This window comes from Vibrio sp. 1069, from assembly GCF_033340555.1.
This window is the reverse complement of record NZ_JAWOWP010000002.1, coordinates 473,462-496,964: the sequence shown is the minus strand read 5'-3', so window position 1 is coordinate 496,964 and position 23,503 is coordinate 473,462. Positions and strand designations below refer to the sequence as shown.

At 43.1% G+C, this 23,503-nt stretch carries 20 protein-coding genes and 2 tRNA genes; 12 read left to right on the top strand and 10 right to left on the bottom strand.

What is annotated here, in order from left to right; genetic code table 11:
• Window positions 1-184 precede the first annotated feature (184 nt).
• Window positions 185-1,816 carry a methyl-accepting chemotaxis protein gene (locus R7040_RS05305; protein WP_017820195.1) on the bottom strand — a complete coding sequence of 544 codons (1,632 nt, stop codon included), beginning with the start codon at window positions 1,814-1,816 and terminating at the stop codon, window positions 185-187.
• Between the two features lie 550 nt (window positions 1,817-2,366).
• Between R7040_RS05305 and R7040_RS05300 the strand changes: the two genes are divergently transcribed.
• The 4 genes from R7040_RS05300 to R7040_RS05285 all read left to right on the top strand — a co-directional run bounded on the left by R7040_RS05300 (window position 2,367) and on the right by R7040_RS05285 (window position 4,779).
• Window positions 2,367-2,453, top strand: a tRNA-Leu gene (locus R7040_RS05300).
• 36 nt (window positions 2,454-2,489) lie between these two features.
• Window positions 2,490-2,563: transfer RNA gene (locus R7040_RS05295), tRNA-Cys, on the top strand.
• Between the two features lie 307 nt (window positions 2,564-2,870).
• The gene (gene amyS / locus R7040_RS05290; RefSeq protein WP_318081112.1) at window positions 2,871-4,394 is read left to right on the top strand and encodes an alpha-amylase; all 1,524 of its coding nucleotides are present in this window, start codon (window positions 2,871-2,873) and stop codon (window positions 4,392-4,394) included.
• A gap of 130 nt (window positions 4,395-4,524) precedes the next feature.
• A complete protein-coding gene (locus R7040_RS05285) occupies window positions 4,525-4,779 on the top strand; it encodes a hypothetical protein (protein ID WP_005375990.1) in 255 nt (84 codons plus the stop codon).
• A 74-nt stretch (window positions 4,780-4,853) separates the two neighbouring features.
• Here the strand turns inward: R7040_RS05285 and R7040_RS05280 are convergent, their stop codons facing one another.
• Together R7040_RS05280 and R7040_RS05275 are read right to left on the bottom strand one after the other, a co-directional pair.
• Entirely contained in the window at window positions 4,854-5,642 is a 789-nt protein-coding gene (locus R7040_RS05280) for a lipase family protein (RefSeq protein WP_005375991.1), read from the bottom strand.
• A 69-nt stretch (window positions 5,643-5,711) separates the two neighbouring features.
• A complete protein-coding gene (locus tag R7040_RS05275) occupies window positions 5,712-6,641 on the bottom strand; it encodes a CHAD domain-containing protein (RefSeq protein ID WP_064354817.1) in 930 nt (309 codons plus the stop codon).
• 789 nt (window positions 6,642-7,430) lie between these two features.
• Here R7040_RS05275 and R7040_RS05270 point away from each other — a divergent pair.
• The 5 genes from R7040_RS05270 (at window position 7,431) to R7040_RS05250 (ending at window position 11,908) form a co-directional block, all read left to right on the top strand.
• On the top strand, window positions 7,431-9,023 hold the full coding sequence (locus tag R7040_RS05270; protein ID WP_212734075.1) for a hypothetical protein: 1,593 nt from the start codon (window positions 7,431-7,433) through the stop codon (window positions 9,021-9,023).
• A gap of 153 nt (window positions 9,024-9,176) precedes the next feature.
• Window positions 9,177-10,367: a site-specific integrase gene (locus R7040_RS05265; protein WP_169644543.1), complete on the top strand. Its 1,191-nt coding sequence runs from the start codon at window positions 9,177-9,179 to the stop codon at window positions 10,365-10,367.
• Between the two features lie 79 nt (window positions 10,368-10,446).
• Window positions 10,447-10,836 carry a hypothetical protein gene (locus tag R7040_RS05260; RefSeq protein ID WP_169644541.1) on the top strand — a complete coding sequence of 130 codons (390 nt, stop codon included), beginning with the start codon at window positions 10,447-10,449 and terminating at the stop codon, window positions 10,834-10,836.
• A gap of 29 nt (window positions 10,837-10,865) precedes the next feature.
• Window positions 10,866-11,423, top strand: coding sequence for a hypothetical protein (locus R7040_RS05255; RefSeq protein WP_169644539.1), 558 nt, complete (start codon window positions 10,866-10,868; stop codon window positions 11,421-11,423).
• Window positions 11,424-11,485: 62 nt separating this feature from the next.
• Entirely contained in the window at window positions 11,486-11,908 is a 423-nt protein-coding gene (locus R7040_RS05250; protein ID WP_169644537.1) for a DUF2787 family protein, read from the top strand.
• An 801-nt stretch (window positions 11,909-12,709) separates the two neighbouring features.
• Here R7040_RS05250 and R7040_RS05245 read toward each other — a convergent pair.
• Window positions 12,710-13,591, bottom strand: coding sequence for a helix-turn-helix transcriptional regulator (locus R7040_RS05245; protein ID WP_169644535.1), 882 nt, complete (start codon window positions 13,589-13,591; stop codon window positions 12,710-12,712).
• A gap of 267 nt (window positions 13,592-13,858) precedes the next feature.
• Between R7040_RS05245 and R7040_RS05240 the strand changes: the two genes are divergently transcribed.
• Both R7040_RS05240 and R7040_RS05235 read left to right on the top strand, forming a co-directional pair.
• On the top strand, window positions 13,859-14,116 hold the full coding sequence (locus R7040_RS05240) for a hypothetical protein (RefSeq protein WP_169644533.1): 258 nt from the start codon (window positions 13,859-13,861) through the stop codon (window positions 14,114-14,116).
• 296 nt (window positions 14,117-14,412) lie between these two features.
• The gene (locus R7040_RS05235; RefSeq protein ID WP_019280745.1) at window positions 14,413-14,589 is read left to right on the top strand and encodes a hypothetical protein; all 177 of its coding nucleotides are present in this window, start codon (window positions 14,413-14,415) and stop codon (window positions 14,587-14,589) included.
• 345 nt (window positions 14,590-14,934) lie between these two features.
• Here R7040_RS05235 and R7040_RS05230 read toward each other — a convergent pair whose 3' ends face one another.
• Window positions 14,935-15,609, bottom strand: a complete 675-nt coding sequence (locus R7040_RS05230) for a hypothetical protein (protein WP_025607861.1) — start codon at window positions 15,607-15,609, stop codon at window positions 14,935-14,937.
• Between the two features lie 545 nt (window positions 15,610-16,154).
• Window positions 16,155-16,874 (bottom strand): DNA polymerase, encoded by a 720-nt coding sequence (locus tag R7040_RS05225; protein WP_225492308.1) that lies wholly within the window; start codon window positions 16,872-16,874, stop codon window positions 16,155-16,157.
• A 114-nt stretch (window positions 16,875-16,988) separates the two neighbouring features.
• Between R7040_RS05225 and R7040_RS05220 the strand changes: the two genes are divergently transcribed.
• Window positions 16,989-18,014, top strand: coding sequence for a hypothetical protein (locus R7040_RS05220; RefSeq protein ID WP_169643906.1), 1,026 nt, complete (start codon window positions 16,989-16,991; stop codon window positions 18,012-18,014).
• A 60-nt stretch (window positions 18,015-18,074) separates the two neighbouring features.
• On the opposite strand, the gene R7040_RS05215 is transcribed toward R7040_RS05220, so the two are convergent.
• The 4 genes from R7040_RS05215 to R7040_RS05200 form a co-directional block, all read right to left on the bottom strand.
• Entirely contained in the window at window positions 18,075-20,117 is a 2,043-nt protein-coding gene (locus R7040_RS05215) for a DNA polymerase (protein WP_213965039.1), read from the bottom strand.
• Window positions 20,118-20,183: 66 nt separating this feature from the next.
• Window positions 20,184-22,007: a helix-turn-helix transcriptional regulator gene (locus R7040_RS05210; protein WP_169643915.1), complete on the bottom strand. Its 1,824-nt coding sequence runs from the start codon at window positions 22,005-22,007 to the stop codon at window positions 20,184-20,186.
• 2 nt (window positions 22,008-22,009) lie between these two features.
• Window positions 22,010-22,666, bottom strand: coding sequence for a hypothetical protein (locus R7040_RS05205; protein ID WP_169643909.1), 657 nt, complete (start codon window positions 22,664-22,666; stop codon window positions 22,010-22,012).
• A 129-nt stretch (window positions 22,667-22,795) separates the two neighbouring features.
• Window positions 22,796-23,416, bottom strand: coding sequence for a hypothetical protein (locus R7040_RS05200; protein ID WP_169643911.1), 621 nt, complete (start codon window positions 23,414-23,416; stop codon window positions 22,796-22,798).
• Between the last annotated feature and the right edge of the window lie 87 nt (window positions 23,417-23,503).

The window sequence follows — 23,503 nt, the reverse complement described above, 5'->3', positions numbered from 1 at the left end:
TTTTTGTATTGGTTATGTTATTGAGTACTTGGGGAAAGTACCTGACGAAGTAAAACGCTCCAAGTGGTGCTTTGGAGCGTTTATGAAGATAGTGATTTAATATATACCTAAATATACCTCAGTGATGACATTCAATTTAAGCAAATCGGGATTGATTTGATATCTACTAAGGTACCCACTGAGTTTAACTCAGTTTAAAGCGGCTCATTACATCTTTAAGAGAAATGGATAGCTGGCTTAGTTCGCGGCACGCCTGTGCGGTTTGCTCCGAGCCTTGCGAGACCTCTTGAGATGCCAAATGTATGTTTTCAATGCTGCGGTTAAGCTCTTCCGCAACAGAGTCTTGCTGGTTACAAGCCGTGGCGATTTGGGCACCCATGTCTGAGATGTCCGAAATCGAATGCTCAATGTCGCTCATCAGCTGTTTTGATTGAATGCCTTGTTCTGCACATTCTGAGATGCTGGTTCTAGAAAGTTCAGTAGCTGATTTTGCGTCTTTTGCAAGTGATTGTAGCTGCTCAATGATCGAAGTGATTTCACTCGTTGAATCTTGCGTACGGCCGGCAAGAGTTCGAACTTCGTCTGCAACGACGGCAAAGCCACGACCAGACTCACCAGCACGCGCCGCTTCAATGGCTGCATTAAGTGCAAGTAGGTTGGTTTGATCGGCGATGTCGCGGATAACATCCACGATCACGTTAATTTTATTCGATTGCTGTTCAAGCTCTGCTACGGTATCGCCTGCAGCGCCAATTACGTTTGAAACTTCTTGAATCGCGTCAACCATACCTTGGGTTTCACGAACACCGTGTTGTGTGCGGCGGTTTGCTTCGTTAGCTTGGTTCGCTGAGTCTTCAGTGTTACGAGCAACATCGGCTACGGCCGCTTTCATTTCTGTCATTGCTGTTGCGATGTGCGTAATTTGCAGCTGTTGATCTTTCATACCAGACGCAGAAATATCGGAGATTTGGTTCATCTCTTCGACAGCGCTGCTTAACTGAGTAACTGCAGCAATCACATTATCGATAACTTGGCGTAAGTCGTCTTGCATCTTAGTGGTCGCGTCTGCCAGTTCACCAAGCTCGTCATTGCCGATTGCTTTACGGTCAATGTCACTTGATAGATCACCTGTCGCGATGGCATTTGCTTGCTCAACAACAAGTTTAAGTGGGCCACAAATTAGGCGAGTCAGCACGTATGTCATGCCTACCATGATCAGTAGAATAATCACGTTACTTGCAATTGAAGAATTACTCAATCCATTTACAGAGGACAGGATATGAGTTTTGTTGCTATCCATAGCTTCTTTAAGGAGACGGATTAGTTCGCCTAACTCTGAGTCAACCGCTTCGAAAGCAGACAAAGAGTTCGCCAAAATAGGGTGGGCCTTGCTTTTGTCGTTAGCTAGCATCGCTTCATTGTACTGGTCCATAGTAACCAAGTACTTTTTCCACTGACGCATAAGACGCTGGTAAGTTTGCTGCTCTTCGCCAGGCCAGATAGTTTCACCGTAAGCGTTGAGCTCTCTAGTGATCTTTTCGCGTTCTCTAATATTGTTAGAAATTTTAGTTTTGACTTGGTCTGCGTCTTCATAAGTGTACGCAGCAAATTGAGCTCGGCGCCAGCGAGACAAATGATCTCGAATCGAATCGACCCTTTCCATTGCAGGAAGCGTATCGTCGGTATAGTTTAAAAGCTCAGATTTGATGCTTTTGAGCTCTGTAGATAAAAATACGCCAAATGCAATGTTGACGATGGCAATGAGTAAAAACGATAGCGATATCTTTTTCGCTATAGAAAGATTCTTGATAGACATTAGTGATATACCTTGTTTTTCTTATGTTGTGTCGCCAAAGTAAACCACATCCTTATATGTGATATATGTCCATTAAATTACTGCAACTCGTGTAACGTACCATTATTTATTGATATTTTCGATAATGAATTGAGCTTTGTTTGAAAATAAAAAAAGTCAATGATTTTATAAAGGTACGACCACATTCGATATAAAGTTATCGGTAACAAAATATGATGTTCTGTACGCAGTCGTGCCAAGAGTAGGGAATCAAATTGTTACAGATGTTACAACGATGAAAAGATCAGCGTTCATAACGTGATAGTCGCGTGTTTACCTCGAAGCAGTTACGGACACTAGTATGCGTATGACTTCATAGCTAATGAAAGGGAACGGGTGCTTATTGGTCTAATTGAATGCCAAATATACTAGGCAGATCGCTTTTTAAGCACTTAAATCAAAAAGATAAAATTTATTGTTGACCAGATAAATTAATCCGTTAAAGTACGGCTCGTTCTCACGGCAAAGGCCGCTGAGACAGATGGTGTCTAACCCATCGCATGATTGCGTTGCCCTGGTGGTGGAATTGGTAGACACAAGGGATTTAAAATCCCTCGGCGTTCGCGCTGTGCCGGTTCAAGTCCGGCCCGGGGCACCATCAAAATCTTTGGTGACAGAGATACAAAATCAGAAAGGCGCCTTGGCAGAGTGGCTATGCAGCGGATTGCAAATCCGTGGACCTCGGTTCGACTCCGGGAGGCGCCTCCACTATTTCGAAAGCCAGTCTTAAATGACTGGCTTTTTTCGTTTTTAGTCCACCTTTTCGTAACCCTTCGCGCTTTCCTAAAGTCTCCCATGTTTTGATCACCATTCAATATTTTTAACGCGCTAATCATTGATTTTATAAATGTTAGACAACTCAATAATTGTATAGTGTGATTGGTGATAGTTTCTCTTCGATTGTAATCCGAACTTTTTGTATTACAGGCAGCAACCTAGCTAGCGTCATAGTTAGTATCGCTTGGTGCGTATATGCAGAAAGGAGGATTCTAGTCCTTAACGTGAGAGAAAAATAATGAAAACATTCAACCTTAAACCTACACTTTTACCCTTAACTTTGCTGCTCAGTTCGCCTGTAATGGCGGCACAAAATGGCACCATGATGCAGTATTTCCATTGGTATGTGCCAAATGACAGTGCGCTCTGGACACAAGTTGAAAACAACGCTTCGGCACTATCTGGCAACGGCTTTACTGCGTTATGGTTACCGCCCGCCTATAAAGGTGCTGGTGGTAGCAACGACGTCGGTTATGGCGTTTATGATATGTATGATTTGGGAGAGTTTGATCAAAAAGGTTCGGTGCGCACCAAGTATGGCACCAAAGATCAGTACCTAAGCGCCATCAATACTGCCCATAAAAACAATATCCAGATTTATGGCGATGTGGTGTTCAACCATCGCGGTGGTGCGGATGGAAAGTCTTGGGTTGATACCAAGCGAGTCGATTGGAACAACCGAAATATTGAACTTGGTGATAAATGGATTGAAGCGTGGGTAGAGTTTGATTTCCCTGGGCGCAACGACAAGTACTCAAACTTTCATTGGACGTGGTACCACTTTGATGGCGTGGACTGGGACGATGCTGGCGAAGAAAAAGCTATCTTCAAATTCAAAGGTGAGGGTAAGGCATGGGATTGGGAAGTGAGCTCGGAAAAAGGCAACTACGATTACCTTATGTACGCTGATCTAGACATGGATCACCCTGAAGTTAAGAAAGAACTTAAAGACTGGGGTGAGTGGTATATCAACATGACTGGTGTTGATGGGTTTAGAATGGACGCGGTGAAGCACATCAAATATCAATACCTGCAAGAATGGATTGATCACCTACGTTGGAAAACAGGGAAAGAACTATTCACGGTCGGAGAGTACTGGAACTACGATGTGAATCAGCTGCATAACTTTATCACCAAAACCTCTGGCAGCATGTCTTTGTTTGATGCACCGTTACATATGAACTTTTATAATGCGTCTAAATCGGGTGGTAGCTACGATATGCGTCAAATCATGGATGGTACGCTGATGAAGGACAATTCAGTCAAAGCGGTAACCTTAGTAGAAAACCATGACACTCAACCTTTGCAGGCTTTGGAGTCGACGGTTGATTGGTGGTTTAAGCCGCTCGCTTACGCGTTTATCTTATTGCGTGAAGAAGGCTATCCATCCGTGTTTTATGCAGATTACTACGGCGCGCAGTACAGTGATAAAGGGCATGACATCAATATGGTCAAAGTGCCTTACATTGAAGAGCTAGTAACACTGCGTAAAGATTATGCGTATGGCAAACAACATTCTTATCTCGACCACTGGGACGTAATTGGTTGGACTCGAGAAGGTGATGCAAAGCATCCACATTCAATGGCCGTGATCATGAGCGATGGACCTGGCGGCTCGAAGTGGATGTATACGGGTAAACCAAGTGCTCGCTACGTAGACAAGTTGGGTATCCGAACTGAAGAAGTTTGGACTGATGCGAATGGTTGGGCTGAGTTCCCAGTAAACGGCGGATCTGTCTCGGTTTGGGTTGGCGTTGAATAATCCATTCCTGTGATTTTGATACAGAGTAGGCAATTCTTGATAAATCTTTTCAATGAATCAATGTGTTATTTGATATTCATTCAACAAATGAGTAACTTATATTTGAGCATAATCTAGAGGAAGATAAAGAATGGAATCTATTGCTGATGTATTGGTTGTGGCTATTGTGTTCGGTGCCATATTTGGGGGCGGGATAATAAAGTTAATCTTGAACCATCGTAAAGAAGTAAGAGCGTTGGAGATATCTGAACGTAATACGATGAGCCGAGAAGAACAAGATAACCTTAACAAGCAAATTGGTGACTTGAAGCGACGTGTTGAAGTGTTAGAGCGAATTGTCACAGATAACAAATATCAACTTGAAAAAGAAATTGCCTCTCTGTAGATCACCACTTAATCGTAAAGCCGGCGAAGTCCGGCTTTTTCGTGTCTGTACGTCATACCTTTCGGATGTTTAACTCAGCGTTCATCAAAAAAGTCTTTGTCGCGAATGTATTTACTCATAAAGTGATAAGAGAACGGTCGCATTAGCCAACTAAATAAGGAGCGCCCAAGCCGTATGAGCGTTGGGGTGTTCTCGTATATTCTCCCGTTATATAACCATAGCATTTTGCCTACATGCCAATACAAAAAAGGTACGGGCGGCATAAAGGTCACGATGTCGATGTCGCAACAAATCCTGTATGTTTTGTGCCCCAAACGGTAGCGTTTCTTAAACGTCCAATCCCCGACAGCGGGCTGTCCGAAAGTGACCACGCGTTTAATGCTTTTGGGGTATTTTTTCTCAATATAGTCAGCAAAAACACTGCCAATCGCGCCACCTGAAGAGTGGCCAGTAATAGTGATTCTTTTTCCCCTGAGAATAAGTGGTACAACGATACCTTCGAGGCGTTCGATCACGGTCAACCCTAACCGATCTTCATTCCGGCTCGGTAAACTTTCTTGGAACAACAGATGATAGAAACCCGCGTGAATGCGATAGTTTAGTCCCAACCTTCGACAGCTTCTCGTCCACATCGCGAAGTTCAACAACCAATCACTGATACTGTGTGAGCCTTTAATCACTACGACCACTTCACTCTGTTTTTTACTCCAGAGCACGCGAATCATAATCTTACCGTGTTCATTTCTAATGACTCGTTGCCCATTAGGATCGAACCCGTATTGAGTTTGCCTGAAGACGCGAGGGTAGGCGAGATTACAAAGCACCGCATAGCGCTCGTATTGGTATCGTTTTAATGGTTTCACGTTAACTTTCTTAGTGGAGCCTAACGGTTGACTGTAATTAATGAATATTAAAAATACGTGAACCTTGATTTAGGGTCGGTAGAGATTCTGTGTATTGGTATCGCGAATGAAAGACTCAAACTGGCTTAAATGCGTCAAGATGGTTTGGCGAGAGAGTTCATGATGTTCGCTAAGTACGTTAATTAGCTTTTTCAAAGCCTTACGATCTTGTTTATTGAGATTTGCTGTCTCTTTGAGTTGTGCGAAAAATTCAATTTGACTTGAAGTGTCGTTAAAGTCACCGAGCTTGTCTTGCAATAGTTTTAGTTGTTTCACGTTGTTTTTGTGCTGTTGGGAAGGATAGAGCGTGGAAAATCCTTCTAACAAATAACGCAGCGCTTTGCACTTTATCCGCATCGAATGAATCACACTGTCGCGACTTTTGTCCGAGATCTTGCGTCGTGCTTTATCAACTTTTTTAAATTGATCGGAGATTTTTTGGCTTGCGAAGAGTAACGCAGGTACGTTGCTATCCACTCGTTCGTGTTGCGTACTTCGCAGCAGACTATTCCTGACCAAAGTGCAGTGCGTTGTGTATTCTTCTGTAGCTAGCCAACGCGTAACTTTTGCCTGTTCGTAAGCACGTTCGGCTTCGATAAAGCCAAAAAGCTGCTCAAGAGACGATTTGTGGTTTGGGAGCATTTCAATGTATTGGTTTTTGCCCAAGATAAATACGTCCAAATCACGCAGCTTATTTGTTTTCTTCATCATTATTTTTAAATGAGGTTTCAAAATACGCTGCTCAAAAGGAGGGATCAGTTCGCGAAGTAGTAAGCATAGTGAGCGTATGCGCCTTAGTGTGACGCGATACTGGTGTGTATATTCAGGGTCCAAGTCATGGACGATCCCCTGTTCCAGAGAGCGAGCATAATCAAATTCAGTAAGTAAGAAGTGGGACACTACGAAGTCGAGTTCGGAATCAGTATGTAGCGGTAATTGAAATGATGACTTTCGAAACATGATGAGCGCTTATTTGTCCCCTGCAGTACGAGTTAAGTTTATACCCATACTGCCAATTTGTGCGACTTGTCGATTCCTCATTGACATGAAGTGATGAAGCAAAGTAAACGAGAGCAAAACATGCTGATGTTCTTGTGAGCAAAATGATCGCCCTTTGTTCGTTTGAGTTGGCTTTTTAACCATTTGAATAAAAGAGACTAATTTTTTGTTGACCAGATAAATTAATCCGTTAAAGTACGCCTCGTTCTCACGGCAAAGGCCGCAGAGACAGATGGTGTCTAACCCATCGCATGATTGCGTTGCCCTGGTGGTGGAATTGGTAGACACAAGGGATTTAAAAATCCTAGAAAAATTGCGGTGTCGTAATCAGTAAAAATCATATCAAGCCGGCTTAATGCTGGTTTTTTTGTACCTGAAATTCAGGGTAAGCCTTCTCCTCAAACCTACCTCCTGTCTATCTCCTGTTCTCTGTGCAGATTTCCTGTGCGATTAAAGTGTCAAGAATCTCCTGTGCTGATGAACTGTGCGTGATTTACGTGCCAATATAGCCAAGGCTGAATTGCTGTGGGTCTCTTGTCTGTGTCCGGTCTGGTGGGGCGTGATGAAGCGGACGCGAAACCTAATAAAAGTTTTTACTTAAGGGTTAGTGTCCACTTTATAGAAAATTAACTAGTAATCATCCCGGCCCAAACGTTATCAGTTCACAATTTTTGGCAAGTATGCGCATGCTGGAATATCTTTCTTATGCAGCGTGTTGATATGATTGTGTGCTAAAGATCAGCTTGAAATATGTCTATCGAAAACCTGTTTGTTGAAGACATTCAAGATTCATATTTGGAAAAGGGCGAGTTAATGAGTAAAGTATCATTGTTTTTTGGTGCTGGTGCCGAAATTGGCTATGGTTTACCGTCAGGAGGGAAATTTGCCCTCGACATATTTAGAATGGATGTTGCTGAAGACAAAAAACGGTTAAGAGAAGCAAGGGAAAAAGTCAATAAACGCTCAAATTATGCCAAGAATTGGCTACCACAAGACTATGAGAAGAAGCCCATATCATCATTTGGTAGAACTCAATATGAAAGCTTGGTTAAAAGTAGTTTAGAGTACAAACGTTTTGATATTATTAGATATCTATCAGAATTTGACTCTAGAGTCTCAGAATTAGCCCGTAAGTTTGATGAAACATTTGATAGAAACATACGCGAAGCTTTTGAAAGGGTTTTGGGTATATCATTTGGTTCAGAAACATTTAGCCATGAAATTAGAATTTCTGGTATTTTGGGAGATTATAATCAACTGTTCTCAAGCGACTTTTTCTCGAGTTACTTGAAAGCACTTGAGCTCCCATCCACGGATGAAAACTTCTTTATAAGAAAAAGGTGCCGTGACTTTTGTCGTTCTGTCCTTGAGCTGCTTATAGGGGCTTGTGGCGAAGAATTAGTGCATAATTTAAATGATGGCATTTTTGAAAAGAAACCTGATGAGATTGACATATTTGATGATCTCGGGGCTATTTTTTCTTTAGATTATAGAGGGGCAGGTTTGACAGGCCTCGAAGTTATCTTAGATGGCGAGCCAATTGCAATAACAGCTGATACAAGTGATGAACACCTTATATGTGCATTTGCCCTAGAAATTCTTGAAGATATCTTTGCTGCTTCACTAGACTATCAATCACTGATTGATTCTAACTGGCGCTATCTTTATAGCCCAAAAACAGATTGGGCCAAATTTTGCAAGATAAATATATTTTTGAATACGGCTCAACGATATATATCATCTATAGCTGATAAATTCCATGAGAAAATAATAAGTGGTGATGGTTACTATCATGATATTCTAAATATTAAAGAAGAGCATGAAATTAAGGCTATTGGTACAACGAACTATAACAACTTTATCGGAACAATATCAGATGAAGATGTTTATTATTTGAATGGTTCAGTTGATGACTGCTATGATCCTTACCTAAATACTATTGTATCTAAAGAAATCTCAGCCGATAGTCAGCATTTTACAGTTCCATTTTTATTTACTCAAAGTGGGATTAAACCTCTCACATCAATTAAAATGTCTGAACGTTATGTGAAATTATACAATAACCTAAAGGAGTCTGATGTAGTCGCAGTTATAGGCTATGGTTTTAATGTGGATGACGGGCATATTAATGGCCTATTCCGTTCTTGTATAGAAGATGATGGAAAGGAACTAGTTATTTTTCACTACACAAATGACTTTGGTGCAGAATCTGATTTAAAGCTTAAAGAGTATTATCAAGAAAGATTGAGGTTGAAAGACCATTCAGGAATTACCGTTATTAAAGTAGGGAATGACCGGAAAACACCTGAAGGTAGTTTTTGGTACGATACGTTGAGAGAGTAAAACAGTTGAACTTTCTTTGTCAGTAACCTGGAATAGATGTGAAGCCTGACTTGTCTGTATTACATTAGGCTTCGTGTCCGACTTTCTTCCGGATTAGTACAAAAATTAGACATATATTCTTATTGAGTAAGCCAGTAAAGAGGTTCACTTAATATGGAGAAACGTTTTAAATTCACTACGGCTAAGATCACTAGCTTACCTTCCAATGATCCTAATTCTCGGTCCACTGAAGCAGAGTATTCCTGTTCCGAATTATCGGGCTTCAAGGTTCTGGTTGGTAAAAATGGGCGAAAGAAGTGGTTGGTTCGATATACTTTGAATGGTAAAAAAGGCTCTTTATCTCTTGGTACGTTTCCAGAAGTTTCCTTGGCGGATGCAAGGAAGCAAGCGCAACGTATTAAGCTAATGGTTGCTGAAGGAATAGATCCAAAAAACTCAACCGTCAAACCAGACATACCTACTGTATCTGAATACTTCAACAATCACTTCATTAAAATTTCTAAGTCACGCAAGAAAAGCTGGCGTCATGATATAGCAAGATTTAACCACTGTGTTGATATTTGGGATATCAGTTATGACCAGCTTAAAGTTTCACACATACAGTCCATGGTTGCAGGATTGATGGATAAGGTTCATTTACGTGGTAAGAAGCTAAGTCGTTCAACAATTAACCGTGTGTTATGTTTGCTCAAGCTAATGGGCCGCATGATAGAAGAAGAGTACTCCATTCCCAACGTTGCGGCTCGTGTTAAGTTGTTTCCAGAAACAGGAGCTAGGGAGCGATGGCTATCGCCTCAGGAGATAAAACGGATTTTCGAAGAGCTAAGAAAACCGGATTATTGTCCTATTCGTAGCCGGTTTATTATTCTGCTTTTCATGCTGGGATGCAGAGAACGCAGTCTCAGGGCTGCTCGTTGGCCAAATATTGACCTTGAAAATGGTGTGATGCGTATACCAAGGGAAGACTCAAAGAATGGGTTTCAACACCAGATCCAGCTTACACCCCAGGCGATTCAAGAGTTTCGTTTTTTGCTAAGGCTCAAGAAGAAGGGGAACCCATATGTATTTCCAGGGCAAAAAGAAAAGTCACACATCAGCCAACCTCGACATTTGTTCAACAAGATCAAAAAAGAATTGATGCTTAAAGAACCCGATCAGATCGTTTTTCATACAGCACGTCACTCTTATGCATCATCACTTATATCTGCAGGCGTTGATGTTGGTGTGCTAAAGCAACTTCTCGGCCATAAGTCCATTAGTAGCACAATGCGTTATGCGAGAGCTGGGAATGAGTCTCTTCGTCAATCTTCGCAAGTTCTAATCCAATTAATCGACGAAGCCTAATCGCTTCGATATTAAATCAACATATCAAGCCCGAACTCAACGAATGAGTTCGGGCTTTCTTATATATGGAGTTTTGAAAATGAAAATAATCACACAATTCAATGAGCTTGACTCTCTACCATTATCGAAAGAGACGATAGCAGCTTTACGACACCACATGACTGAACCATTCGAATTTGATGATGTAATTACTGCTGAATTCTGGCAAGAGGTTAGCACTAGCCTGATATTAATCGAAGAGTCAGATACGGATGAATCCATTAATCAGCAACCAGAGAGTGTTCAGCATCTTATTCGTTTTGTACAAAACTACCCCGAAACGGTTTACCTTATTAACAGTACTGACACGGATTTTATCATTGCCCTTGCCATCATCACATCAGCAGGGGGCGGCGTTTATTTAGTTAGTCCGACATCAAATACGTCTCACCCTGTACAGGTTTTGTTACCGCACGCAGAGTCGCTATAACTCAAGCCAAACAATAAGGATAAATATCTATGTCCCGCAAAACCGCCAGTAATAAAAATAAAGCCGATAGCGAGGTAGAAGTTATGGAAGAAAACTTACAGACAGGAATGGAACCGGAGAAAGTACAAGAGACACAAGACCAAGGTAATCAGGAAGCAATAGAGTGTGAGAATACTGCCACTTTGCTATCAGGGAAAGCTAAAAAGCTTAGTCCAAAGAGCGAGAGTTACATTTATTTCGACTTGGTCAAAACAATAGAAGATGAAGAACTGCATCTAAAGCTAACGGGCAATGATAGTGGGGGCTTATTTACCAAAGAACTCATTTCAATAAGAAAATTGATAAATATTCTTAAGGAGTACAAAGATAAATCATTTAAAAGTACAGTGTTAAAACCAGCAATAATCGGCGGAAGTGCTAATAATCCCTCGTTTACAGCTAGTGCACTGAGATCTGATACGATTGGACTAATAAAGGCTGCGCCGAATAGTCTGTTTCTTCACGTTCTGTCGACAAATTTTGATGAACGTCGTGATCAACTGCTCGCATTAGTTGACGCTGACACCTCCACCGAAACTACCGCATAAACCCCTTTCATACTGCGCACTAATCAAGAGCGCAATCCTCGAAAAATCAAAGAGAAATTATTATGAAACTGACCTATGGCGAAAAGCTAGGGCTACCTGTGTCTGATGCTTTTAAACAACTAATTAATGAAGAAGTCAGTAAACATCAAATCAACAATGACGTTACCGCAATTACGCTTAATTACCGTGATAGTTTATATACACCCGAAGATGGAGGATTTCACCCAGTAGAGCTACGTTTTGAGAAAAAAGATAACTGCTGGCATCTGGCTTACCTGACTGACTTTTCCTATGCTGGCCTTTACTCTGAACTTGAGAAAGAAATTGATTTCGATGTGACTCACGATGTCGCTTTCATCCGGTTCATGGGCGAAGTACCACTAAGCAGGCCAGATGTGCAGGACTTCTTTAAAACTTACCAGGCTAACTTTATCAGCTATGTAGCAATGGAAGCTTACGATGACGTTAAGCTAACTGTGGACTGAAGGAACGACCAGACCGGGACAAGAAATGAACAGGAGAAATTTTCACGTTGCTCTGGTCTGTACATTGGACAAGCCATCATGCCAGTGAAAACAAGGTGCGATGGCTTTTGCCTTTTCATTACTGGTCACCGAGCCAAGGGATTAGAAAATCCTTGAACTTCAAAGCCAAAGGAGGAGATCTGAATGACCTTGTGTCAAATCAGTAGTTGGAACTGTCAGGGAAAATTCCCGAGAAAGTTAGCGTTCGACTCATGGCTACATGTAAAAGCAAGGGCTGAAAACAGGTGCGTTGTGTTTGTGGAAGGTCAAAGCGGCCACGGAGCCTAAATCACATTGTTATAAGGTGAACTGGCCGGTTGATGGGGGACGGATTAGTAATCGGCTATTCCGGCCCCATTACTATTACTGGCAATGAGGAAGGGTAATGGATCGCCAAACGGACAATTTTCGTTAAACGTGATGCACTCTAACGATAGCCAGAGGTGATTGAATCTGTAATTTCAATAGCTATATATTATTAACAATTCGGCCCCTAGCGGGTTATTTATTAGTTTATTAGGATGTACTAAAAAATAGCAACGTTTTAAGTTTTCCCTTATTCGGTATCAGTCTACGATTCCATCAAGTCAAGGGCTTTGTATGCGGAGCATGGAAAGACAAGAAAATGGCTCATACTGGAATGTTCAAGGCTAGGGCCGAGGAGTTGGGTAACTCGCGGCTTGATTATGTAGCGGGGTGTCTACGACGGAGATGTCAGCCAACACCAAGATTTAGACGGTGATTGACTAGGAACTGTGGCTTTTACATGACGGTGTTCAGGTAGATCTGAAGTTCTTGCTTCAACTGGTACCGCAACCAGTCGGGTGACAATACCTCTGCATCAGGAAGCCACGCCTTTAGCTGACGAAGCAAGTGTGGAATGTTATTGGTTTGGTTACAGGCTAATACGTCTCCGGAATCCAGTACTTTCAACATTCGAAAATCATGGTCGGTGCTTTCATTGAAGAAGGCATCGGCAATTCGTCCCCGAATCTGTATAACCACGTCAACAGGAGTTATTAACTCAACATCTGATCGCCAACCAGTGATGCTCTGCTCGACGTTAGTATCGGGAGAGTATTTGTCCTCATATCGGACTAACTCGGAAATTCTGGCAACTCTGAGTAAATCTAGGCGGTTTCTGTGTGCTCCGGCGAGATACCAGAGTCCTCTATCGTTCACCAACCGGTATGGGTGGAACTGATCATAGGCCTGTCCATCGCAGACAAAGCTGATTACGTGCCGTAGTTGAACCGATTCGATAAGTTTCTGGAACATAGAAGCGTTTTCGCTGATGTCTTCAATCCGTGGGTTCTTGAATAGAAACGGCGTCGTCGGTTTGTTGTTAAGCACTCCGTTACTCAGGTAGTGCTTGCCTGAAAACAGGGTGTCGAGTCCCATGTTGGCAAGTAATGTTGATATTTCGTGGTTAGTCTGCTTACCCAAGACTTTTGGATCAAGAAAATAACATGCACCTTCGCGTTGAATAGGGAGGTAATTTAATCGCTCATTGAAATCCCTCTGCAGGGTTCTTTCACTCACACCGAACTCTCGCCTCAATTCTTCCAGATATAGCCGTTCTCCCGTATTCAAACGGGTCAAAATAATACCAAGTCTTTTCGCTAGGGTGTCGTGTTCTTTCATGCTACGCATTTTAGATAGACCACTCGTCAGGGCATGTCGTGCTTTGAGAGAATCCGATTATTTCTAGCTAAACTTCATAAGGTTACTGATATTGCTATAGCTTTTATTGGTCGCCACAGCGTATGTCTGACAAGGCATATATAACTTGAGTGAAATTGATTCACTCGTCTCGACACTACCTGTCGATCACCCTCTTTAAACTATTAACCATTCTCGCTTTCGGTGCCTTTACCGATGGCGTCATGACGTATTCAAGGAAACAACACAATGAAAAAATCAATCATCCTGCTAGGTCTAACGTGTCTATTCGCTACCACATCATCATTCGCTGGCGGTACGCTCGGCGGTAATCCGGCTGACATTTCGAAGATAGAAAAATCCTGGAATGGGAAAGCAGGTAAACAAGTTTACTCTCAGTCTGGCCCACGTATTGAGTGGTATGCCGATGCCTGTGGAACCATGAATGGCAAAGTCATGGATGTGGCGAAATGCGGTCTAGATACCCCTAAAGGTAAAGCACAATAAGTTTCGTTGCGGAGCTTGGCTCAAGGTACATCGGTTTCGAATTGGACTCTCTAGGCCGAGGTATCAATGAGCTTCGCAACACCCCATTACTTCATCCAATAAACAATAAGGAGTCTTTATATGACGATTAAATCAATCACAACCCTAGTAACAACCTGTCCGGCATGCGGTGAGCGTGCTTATGATGATGGTAGCTGTCAGGTGTGTGGTCACTCTCACTAAGCAGTGTTACAAAAAATTAGAGGACCATGTTCTTTACTGAGCATGGTCCTTTTTCATATATAAAAGAGGCAAACATGCAAAGCAGAACCTTTTCACAATCGTCATCCCAATCCAAAAAGAACACAGGTATTCGTGCAGCGAAAATAGGTGCAGCTCTCGGAGCTAGGTACTATGGGGCCTACGGTGCTTTAGCTGGTGGAGTTGCTGGGTTTTTGATCGGTATTGTCGCCGACGAGGTTATAGATGATTGACTGAGCGCCAGAAGAGCAGGGGAGAACCCTCTGCTTTTTTTTGTTAAGGGGCAATGAGGCTCACAAAAGTGGACGTGTTTCCTTAGTAAATGACTCATTAAGGAATGTCGTCCACTTTCGTTCACGCAGTGATTACACTTGATTTTTGAGTTCTGAGTGTCTCCAAATTATTTTTGGACAGAAGTTACTTAGAGTTTCTACTTAAAGTAGCAAAACACGAATAACTTCAAGTATGGAAAATTCACTTAAGTTCAGTGTCCACTCTGACTGGAGCAGATCAAATTGAAGATATATCTGAGTCTGTACAACCATTCCCAAAAACTATACCTCTTCGTGGGCTAATATTTAGTTTGGAAAGTTTCTGATAAGCCGATATGTAATTTTGGTATTGTCGGCTTCCAAAACATCAATCACAGCGCCCTTATAACCAATTTGATTCGACTCACTTAGGTCATACTCTGCTTCATTATTAAAAGCTGGTCTTGCCATGTCATTGGAAAACTCACGGTAACTAATATTGATTTTATTTCCTACCTTACCGCTGTATATCAAAGTCTGTTGGAAACTGTCTTGGAACTGGGACATTTTCTTAGTGATAGTAAACTTACCATAAGCATCATCTACACAAGACTTCGCACCAAAGATGGTTACAAAACAAACTTCATTTTGTTGATTATTTTCTACGGCAATGCCCTGTATAGGGTCCGCTAATGCCGCTTTAATAACGCCAACAGGAGAGAAAAACTGTTGCTTGTTATCGTATCCGAGTTGATTGTAGTCACCCTGAGGTATGTCATACGCCAAACTTTTAATCATGCTTGATACGCGTAATACGCTCATTTCAGCCATTGTGCCTTTGCTAACCAAATGGTCTCCGACATAAGCTGTTTTAACTTCACCAACAGATGGATAGTCAACTTTAGTGACCGAGTTCGCTGGCGAACCATTGTATTGAACAGATGTACAGCCACCCAACGCAGCTAACGACAACCCTACTAAAAGTAATTTATTATTAAACATATAGTTCCTTTATTTTTAGCCCCATTGAACGGCATATAGTATACACACTTGATTGCATTTTAAAATAAACGTTATTCTTGAGGATAAAGTTAATCGCGGTATAACTTTTTGTATGGTGATACAAATATTCTGCTTTATTTCTCTGAAACTCGAACATTATTTCTCCACTATAGAATGCTTTTAACTCTTTTAGCAGCTTTTCATACTCCTATCATGCAGCCTTTCCAATCATAGTTCATTTGATAATCAATAGGTTAACGAGAGTTGTTGGATCTTAGATTACAAAATGACGCATAATTTTTAAATTGCTTACTTCGACGCGCCCTCGGAAAACTTTGGGTAAGGGGAACTTTCATCCAAGAGAAATTAATTAGCTTCAGTGATAACAAGAAAAGGGGGCATAAGTGTGCTAGGGAATTGGTACCACTAAGAGAGCTATCCAATCAACTAAGTATCGATTTGCCCACTAATCACTATTTGAGAAACAGAAAAAGTGGACACAAAACCTTAATACTAAATCCATTAGGCCTTGCGTCCAGTTCTGGTCATTTAGCTAGCCACACATCAAGTGTGTTCGGATCACCATCTTTGGTCCAACAATCTGGTTGGCTTATGTTGATATCGGCTCTTATCTTCAACTGAGGGTACATCTCCTGCACTACTTGGGTCATGATCTGTGCAGTTAACTCGCTGACTGCGCTTAGGTGTTTTTTCGGTGCTTCGAAAACAAAGGCATCGTGCATCGCAACGATCAATTTGGCGTCGTAACCTTTATACAATTGATGAAGTCGATTTCCGGCTGCTTTGAACAGTGCCGCAGCTGTACCTTGCACTGGCATGTTCACCATCCAGTTTTTCTCAGTATGGCCGCGCTTAGCGTCCAATTGGCGGTATCGGTGCAATCCCGTTGCAGTGCTTACATGGCCTCGCAGAGCGCCATACTGGGGCATTCTCTCAATGGCTTTTTGTAGTTCGGGAAACATCGATAGAAACTTATTCATCAGTTCCGAGGCCTTGTTGACACTGATATTGAGTTTTTTCGCTATTCCAATGCTGGTGATACCGTAAATTAGGCCAAGTGTGCATTGCTTCATGATGGATCGTTTCTCAGAATATTTTTCTTTGAAGGCCGACGAATCGCAGCTGCGGCATTCTGATTCTAACTCATCACAAAAGAACTCTTGCGCCATGGCTGTGTATAGATCGCCTTGGTTATACATCTTGACTAAGTTTGAGCCGCCATACACGCCAGCAGCAATCGCCACGGAGTTGGAGATACCACGTGGTTAAGAGTCTTTTAAAGTCATGTAATAGGATTGGTGGTCATTCCCAATTGCTGTACTATGCGCCTTTGATTTGGCTGGGAAAAGAGAGGGGCAATGGGTTACATAATCAGTAGCAGCGATCCAGATATTATTACTATGAAAAAGTTGTACGGAGATGATCTGGACGTATTCCATCCAAAACATAAAAGAACACACTTACCTGGAACAGAAGCGTACGGCTGGTCTCAGTTAGATCTGTTTTATGGATCCTTGATGAAGCTTTATCTTCGCCACTGTACTGAGCATTGCAAATTTTTGCTGAATGTGAGTGAGAGAAACTTCTCGATCGTGATGAATGTTCTTCCGAGACTTGTTGAGCATAGCCAGCAAGATGAGCGGCTGTATGAGCTGATAGGCAAAGCGTTGCGAAGCATCGATACCTTGGTATCAGATATGGTATCCAGTATTGAGTTTTCAGAAATAATGGCGCTTATTGACGAAGATGAACCGACAAAGCCATTTGTGCCGCCATATGAGCTTGCTTTAGAGAGAAGCAAAGAAAGTTGGTTTCAATTGACGCAGTACTGTGTTGATAAAGGGACCGTATCGGAGGTGACAAAAGATCTTACGTCAGATACGAAAATCCGAGGGCACCATGTTTTTGCAGTACTGGCGCTCAACTTGACTCACTTCCTGAAAGAGCATGAATCGTTATGGACCTTAAATCAAGCTAAGCGCTTGCTCCCTCTGATTTACTCTTTGATAGAGAAAGCTGAAGAAGAGCAAGTGCAGGAAAGATCAACGAAGAAGAAAAGACAGGTAAAGTGTCCCGATCTTTTCTTAGCTAACCAGCTTGGTAAGGCTGGGCGTAAAAAGAAGGCAGAGAGCACGACAGACAAACAAGACATGGAAAAAGTCTACCTGTCTCAGGAAACAGTTAAGCTGGTGTTCTTAAAAGGCTGGCTCTACCACATGACCAACGATGAAAAAGAGTATGCGCAAACACAGTTAGTGTATGAAATCATCGATAAATTTAATTTGTCAGATGGTCAGGGTGATAAATCAAAATCGGTAAATCGTTGGCTCAGCAAGATCAAAAAGCCAGGTGAATTACTAAAATATTACGCGGGTTCTGAATAGTCGTAATCAGATGCTAAAGGCTGATTGTGGGGGTAGCATTGCTAACCCCTCCATATACTGTTAACGCTCTGCAATCCAACGTTCAACACTGCCTGCATCCCCATCTTTAGTCCAGCAATGAGTGGCAGAGTCATTCAGGTCGATGCGTGGCTTGAGTTCAGGGAAGAATTCAACCACAGTCTGAATCATCACGTCGATTGTCAATCGTCCAACCTCTGGCATCTTGTCTAATGGGGCTTCGAAGATAAAGGCATCATGCATAGCCAAGATCAGCTTAGCACCATAGGGCTTGTAAAGTTGGTAGAGTCGATTCCCCGCGATCTTAAACAGAGCGGCAGCTGTTCCTTGAACAGGCATATTCACCATCCAGTTTGTCTCGTGGCGGCTTAGTGCACCGCTATTAGAACGGTGGCGATGTAATCCGGTACTGGTGCTCACACAACCCCGATATGCTGCTTGTTGTGGCGCGGTTTCCATCATGTGTTTCAGGGTAGGAAACATAGCTAGGAACCGATTCATCAACTGTTTGGCTTCGAGTTCTGATATCTCAAGACGGCTACCCAGTCCGAAGGGGGATAGGCCGTACAGAATACCGAGTACACATGTTTTCATGATATCCCGCTTGTCTTTGTGCTTATGCTTGAAAGTGTCGGAATCGCATTGCCGATCTTCGTCATCCAGGTCGTTGGCATAGAACTCCTGAGCCATGACTGTGTAGATATCCCCCGCGTTGAACTTAGCAATCAGATTCTTATCGCTGTAGACCGCAGCTGTGATGCCGACTTCAATCTGGGAATAGTCCGCTTCACCGATTCCATTTCCTGTCTTCGGGATGATGAGTGGGCGCATTGCGCCAGGTAGTCCGAGCAGGTTCGGGCTGGCACAAGATTGTCTCCCGGTTACGACTTCCAGCTGTTTGTGCTCTGGGTGCACGCGACTATCGGAACCGATAATAGTAGGCCGAAGCAGTATATCTCTCTCAATGGCTTGAACCTTGCTAAATTCAGCCAGTAGGCCGATAGCAGGGTGGATATGGGCCAGATCTTTCAATAGTTGTAACTTGAAGCTGTATTTGCCGCCCTTGTTAAAATGATCGAGTAAGTTGAGTTGACGGAAAAACGTTTCTTTTTGTTGGTGACTATTGGGATTGTCTAACCCCATTTGTGCCAGCTGACTTCTGAGCGCTTCCAGCTTAGGCGTACTGGCATTGAGCACAGCGTTGCATTTTTCCCGATCAACACTCACCCCATGCCACTCCATGGCTGCATTGGTGATGGTCCAGGGCATCTCCACCGTGATAAGGTGGTGGTAACTTCCCTGGAGGGTTAACTGCTGCATCTGAGAAAGGTAAAGCTTTGCTGCAACAATAGCGTCTTCAGCTGCATAGTGGATCTGCTCGCTGGTAAATTCTCCACTGTCATAGTCAATAAAGGAGTGCTGCAAGTCTGATTTCACCAAATTGAATCGGTGGTGAATATCATAGCGGCTCGCCACGGTATTCAATGCATAACGGATCCGATTGTTTTCAGCGTGCTCTGCTCTGGCGCAAATCTCTGCGTTCTCTGAATCAAATACCTGATCATTGTCAAACACATGCAGGCCCAGATATCGTGCTCTCTCGGCGATACAGGTGTCCCAGATAGTGCGAGGCTCAGTCAGACCCAGTTGCCAGAGACAATGTAACTCGGCTTTGGCATGGTGGGCGATATAGGTCGTGGGTAGATCAAGTAATGGCTGAAGTCGTTTCGTATCTTTGAGTTTAGTTAAATCAATAACATAATTGTGAAGATGCAACTGATTGCCTGTGTTGGTCATCAAAGTAACAGCCATCAATAGGGGTTGAATACTTCGGATATCCTGTTTTTGCTTGTTACCTCGAAGTGGGATTGCGAGGCGGCTGAACTTAAACTCAAAGTCTAGTGACACGCCGGTCAATGGCAACTGATGAGCTAGATGTATCAGATCTTCCAAGTCTTCTTGGGTTCCAATGTACGTCACCGCCGCTGAATCTAGTGGTGGCAGCATTGGCAATATAATAGCACTTTTCTTTGGCTCGAATTCGGCTTCGTTAAATCGTTTTGCTAGTGCGGGCAATAAATTCATAATCAATATTCTCTCTTGGAAACGTAGGGCCTCCGGGTGGCCAGCAACCCTATAAAAATGGTTTTATTAGGACTTTTGGCCACTCCAGTAGCGACGGACGGTGCGAACGCCTATACCCAACTGCTCAGCAACTTGCTTTTGTGTTAAGCTTTGTTGTTTAAGTTGCTGTATTTCTTGCTTTTTAGTACCAGTTGTTCGTGCGCGCTGACTATCAATGCCGAAGTGCTCGCGTATTTCTGCCAGATTGTTGAACTCAGCATCGTACTGATAGTTAGGGTGCGGATTGTTCTGGAAAGTAATAACCTCACATGGCGATGTGAAAGGACGCACTCGGCCTACAGCCTGTATCACGGTGCCCATTTCTAGGGTCTGCAACATCGGGTCAGTCAGTTGAGCTACATCGGTATATCGGTACTTATTGTCAGCAATGCGGGCATGACGGCGGCGAGGGTTCGGCAGTACTTTGATTTCCATTTCCAGCTGCTCATCACTGGCTCGCATGTCTTGTAGGGCATTCGCTAATATGGTTTTGGTAACGTAGTAGCTATTCAGACAGTAAGCACAGTCGAATTGCTCGAACTGGTTAATGCCAATTACACCGTAGTGGATGACTGGTATCTGAGTGATGGTGCCATTGGAATCGTATTCTTCGCCATCGACGATTTGAACATCATCTATACTACGGACGGTTAGCATCTCATTCAGCGTATCAATGCAATATTGCTTATGCTTTTTCTTTGAGATCAGCAGCACTCGTTTACCTTCCCGGATGCGCTTGAGAGTTAACTCAAGAAAAAAGTCCAATATCTGTGGGGAGTTCTTCAGGAAATGACCAGATGTACCCAGAGAAGAGGCAATATTCAGCCACTGAGTACCATCGCCTTTAAAGGCTGTGTCCTGATAGAAATTGTGAAAATTAAGCCCCAGCTTATGGTTCAGCAATGTTTCATGAGTCGTGCCGCTGTAGAGTAGAACATCGCAGTCCGCCGCAAGTGGTGTTGCAGAAAAGCGTATATCACCGAACTCGGTTTTCTCGCGTGAATCTAAAGGCGAATTCATCAGTGCTTGCAGGTCAAAGTGAATGTTGCGGAATTCTCCCGGCCAGTGGCGCTCCCCAATAGTAACCAGCTCTCGGATTTCCGTCGGATAGATCGAGGGCATAGACCATACGTCAGGCTCTCTCAGGTCATCTGTTGCTGCATTGAGTAGGCTTTGCAAGGCAAACACGCTGGCGGCCTTGCGCTTCTGAGAGATGTCTGATTCGCACAAACAGAAGATTAGGTTCGCTATTTCTTCTTGCGTGATAGTGCGGCTATATGGTGTTAGCGATACCGTCGCTTCATCAAAAATAACCAGTACATTCTGAGCTTCACACTTAGCTTTCATTCGAGCAATAAAATTCAAGTCATTTGTCAAATGGGCTTGGGTAGCGAAGAGCACTTGGGTGCCGCGCAAAACATCACCAAATTGATCTTTCCAGTGGCATTTCTCTTGATTAGGACATAAGGCGCAAATAGTGCGTTTACCAAGTATAGAAAGGCCACGCTGTTCATAGTCCGCCCAGTCAGCATTGCGCTGCTTACCGCACAGCTCTTTAGGACGCGGGCGGAGATTAGTGATTTTGATATTTTCAGGCGGGAACTGGATATAGTCGCGCTCATTGATGATAGCGCGAGTGGGGGCCAGCACGATGATCAAATCATACTGACCTGATTCTATGCCATATTCTATCACTTGATCCATATTGGTAGATTTACCCACACCTACCGCCCAGTTAATCAGCAGGTGAGGGTGCTTCTTAAGAAGTGACAGGACATAGAGACCATTATTTTCTTTTCTGAAACCAGCAAGCGCCATAGCGCTGCTGATTTGATTCAGAGACGAGTTCATTGTTAAGCCGCCGTGTAGCCATAACATTGAAGCATCACTTGGATACTCGGTATTGCTGCCAGCTCTTCGCTAGAACACTTCTGGAACACGTCGCTCAGTTTAAACTCCCCGTTAGCGTAGGCATTATTAAAAACTTCGATCTCTGACTGGCCCAGATCGATGTTCTCAGGTATCGGTTTTAAATCCACGGTATAGCTGTTACGGTGACGACTCATGAGTATCATCATTGGCTCTACAGCATCAAAAACTGGCAGGATTTGCGGCAGAGCTGCTTTGGGATGGGTAGCATCGGTGATTGCCAGAATCTCAACTTGACGAGAGCTGAAGTTAAATACAGGTAGCAGTAGGCGGTTGTATGCTTTGTTGCCAGCACGACATAGCGGGCAACCATTACCGTTACACAGGATGTAGCCTTTCTTCTCTGGCGTATCAATCCAGTGAATATTCACATCTTCATGCTCAACGGAAAAAGCCATGAAGGGAGTTGCGCTTTCGCCCACTCTTGCTTGTTCAAGTACGGTTTGGCTTGGCACGGTATTAGCGGCGGCACGATCTTTAAGTGTCTGGAGTTTCTTTTGTGTATCGTTTAATGATGCTTCCGGAGAAAGGGCACCAGATACGACAGTTGTGACAGCATTAGTTTGGATATTAGTGTTCATATTGAATCCTTCTAAACATAAAAATTTGTTGAATGGGGGCCTCTCTGGGGCCACCCGTAGAATGTAAATGGAATTGTGATTTCGTCCTATCAGAGTGTGTCTCACCCATTCCCACTGAGTGCTAATTCATTAAGCTTCAGCTGGTTGTGTAATCTTTGAGTGGTGTTGCTGACTGTAGTCGAGGTCATGTCGTACAGCGGTTACAATGTCAAAATGCAGTCCAAGGAGACGAGAAACCTCGGTTTGTTGGAGCTCTTCTTCATCCATGAACTCACCCCAGTAAGGCACGGTGATTTGATGTAATAGGCTTCCAAAGATGGCAAGCGTGCCTTCGACGGAATAGGACTTGCTTTCAATCAAATGTGAGAGAAAGTCGTATAGGAACTGCGGATATCCAGGCATTTGATAATCATAAGATGACCAGAACTCTTTATCTTCAAAGTGGATGCCTGCAAACTCTGAGTGCGCGTCGAGTTCTTCTGGAACTTCGAAATAGATGAGAAACTCACTGTCGATGAAATGATTTATGCGACGAGCGTTTTCTTCCTGATCATTCGTGAAAACATCTGAATTGTGACAAATACTAAAGGCACCTGGACCAATATTTTCTGCCCCGATAGATATTCGGTTTTTATTTGGGTTAATGCCCAGGTCTTCATTCGAGTAGAACGGGTCGGTGATAAGACCTAAATATGCCTCAACATAGGCTGTCAGTGGCTTCGGAATAATAGCTTGTACTGAATTGTTCATAATAAATCTCCGTGTTGTATTGGCCGCTTAATAACTTAAGCGGTGATTTCAGGGTGCAAGAGGCCGTCACCGATATTTCACGGCTAG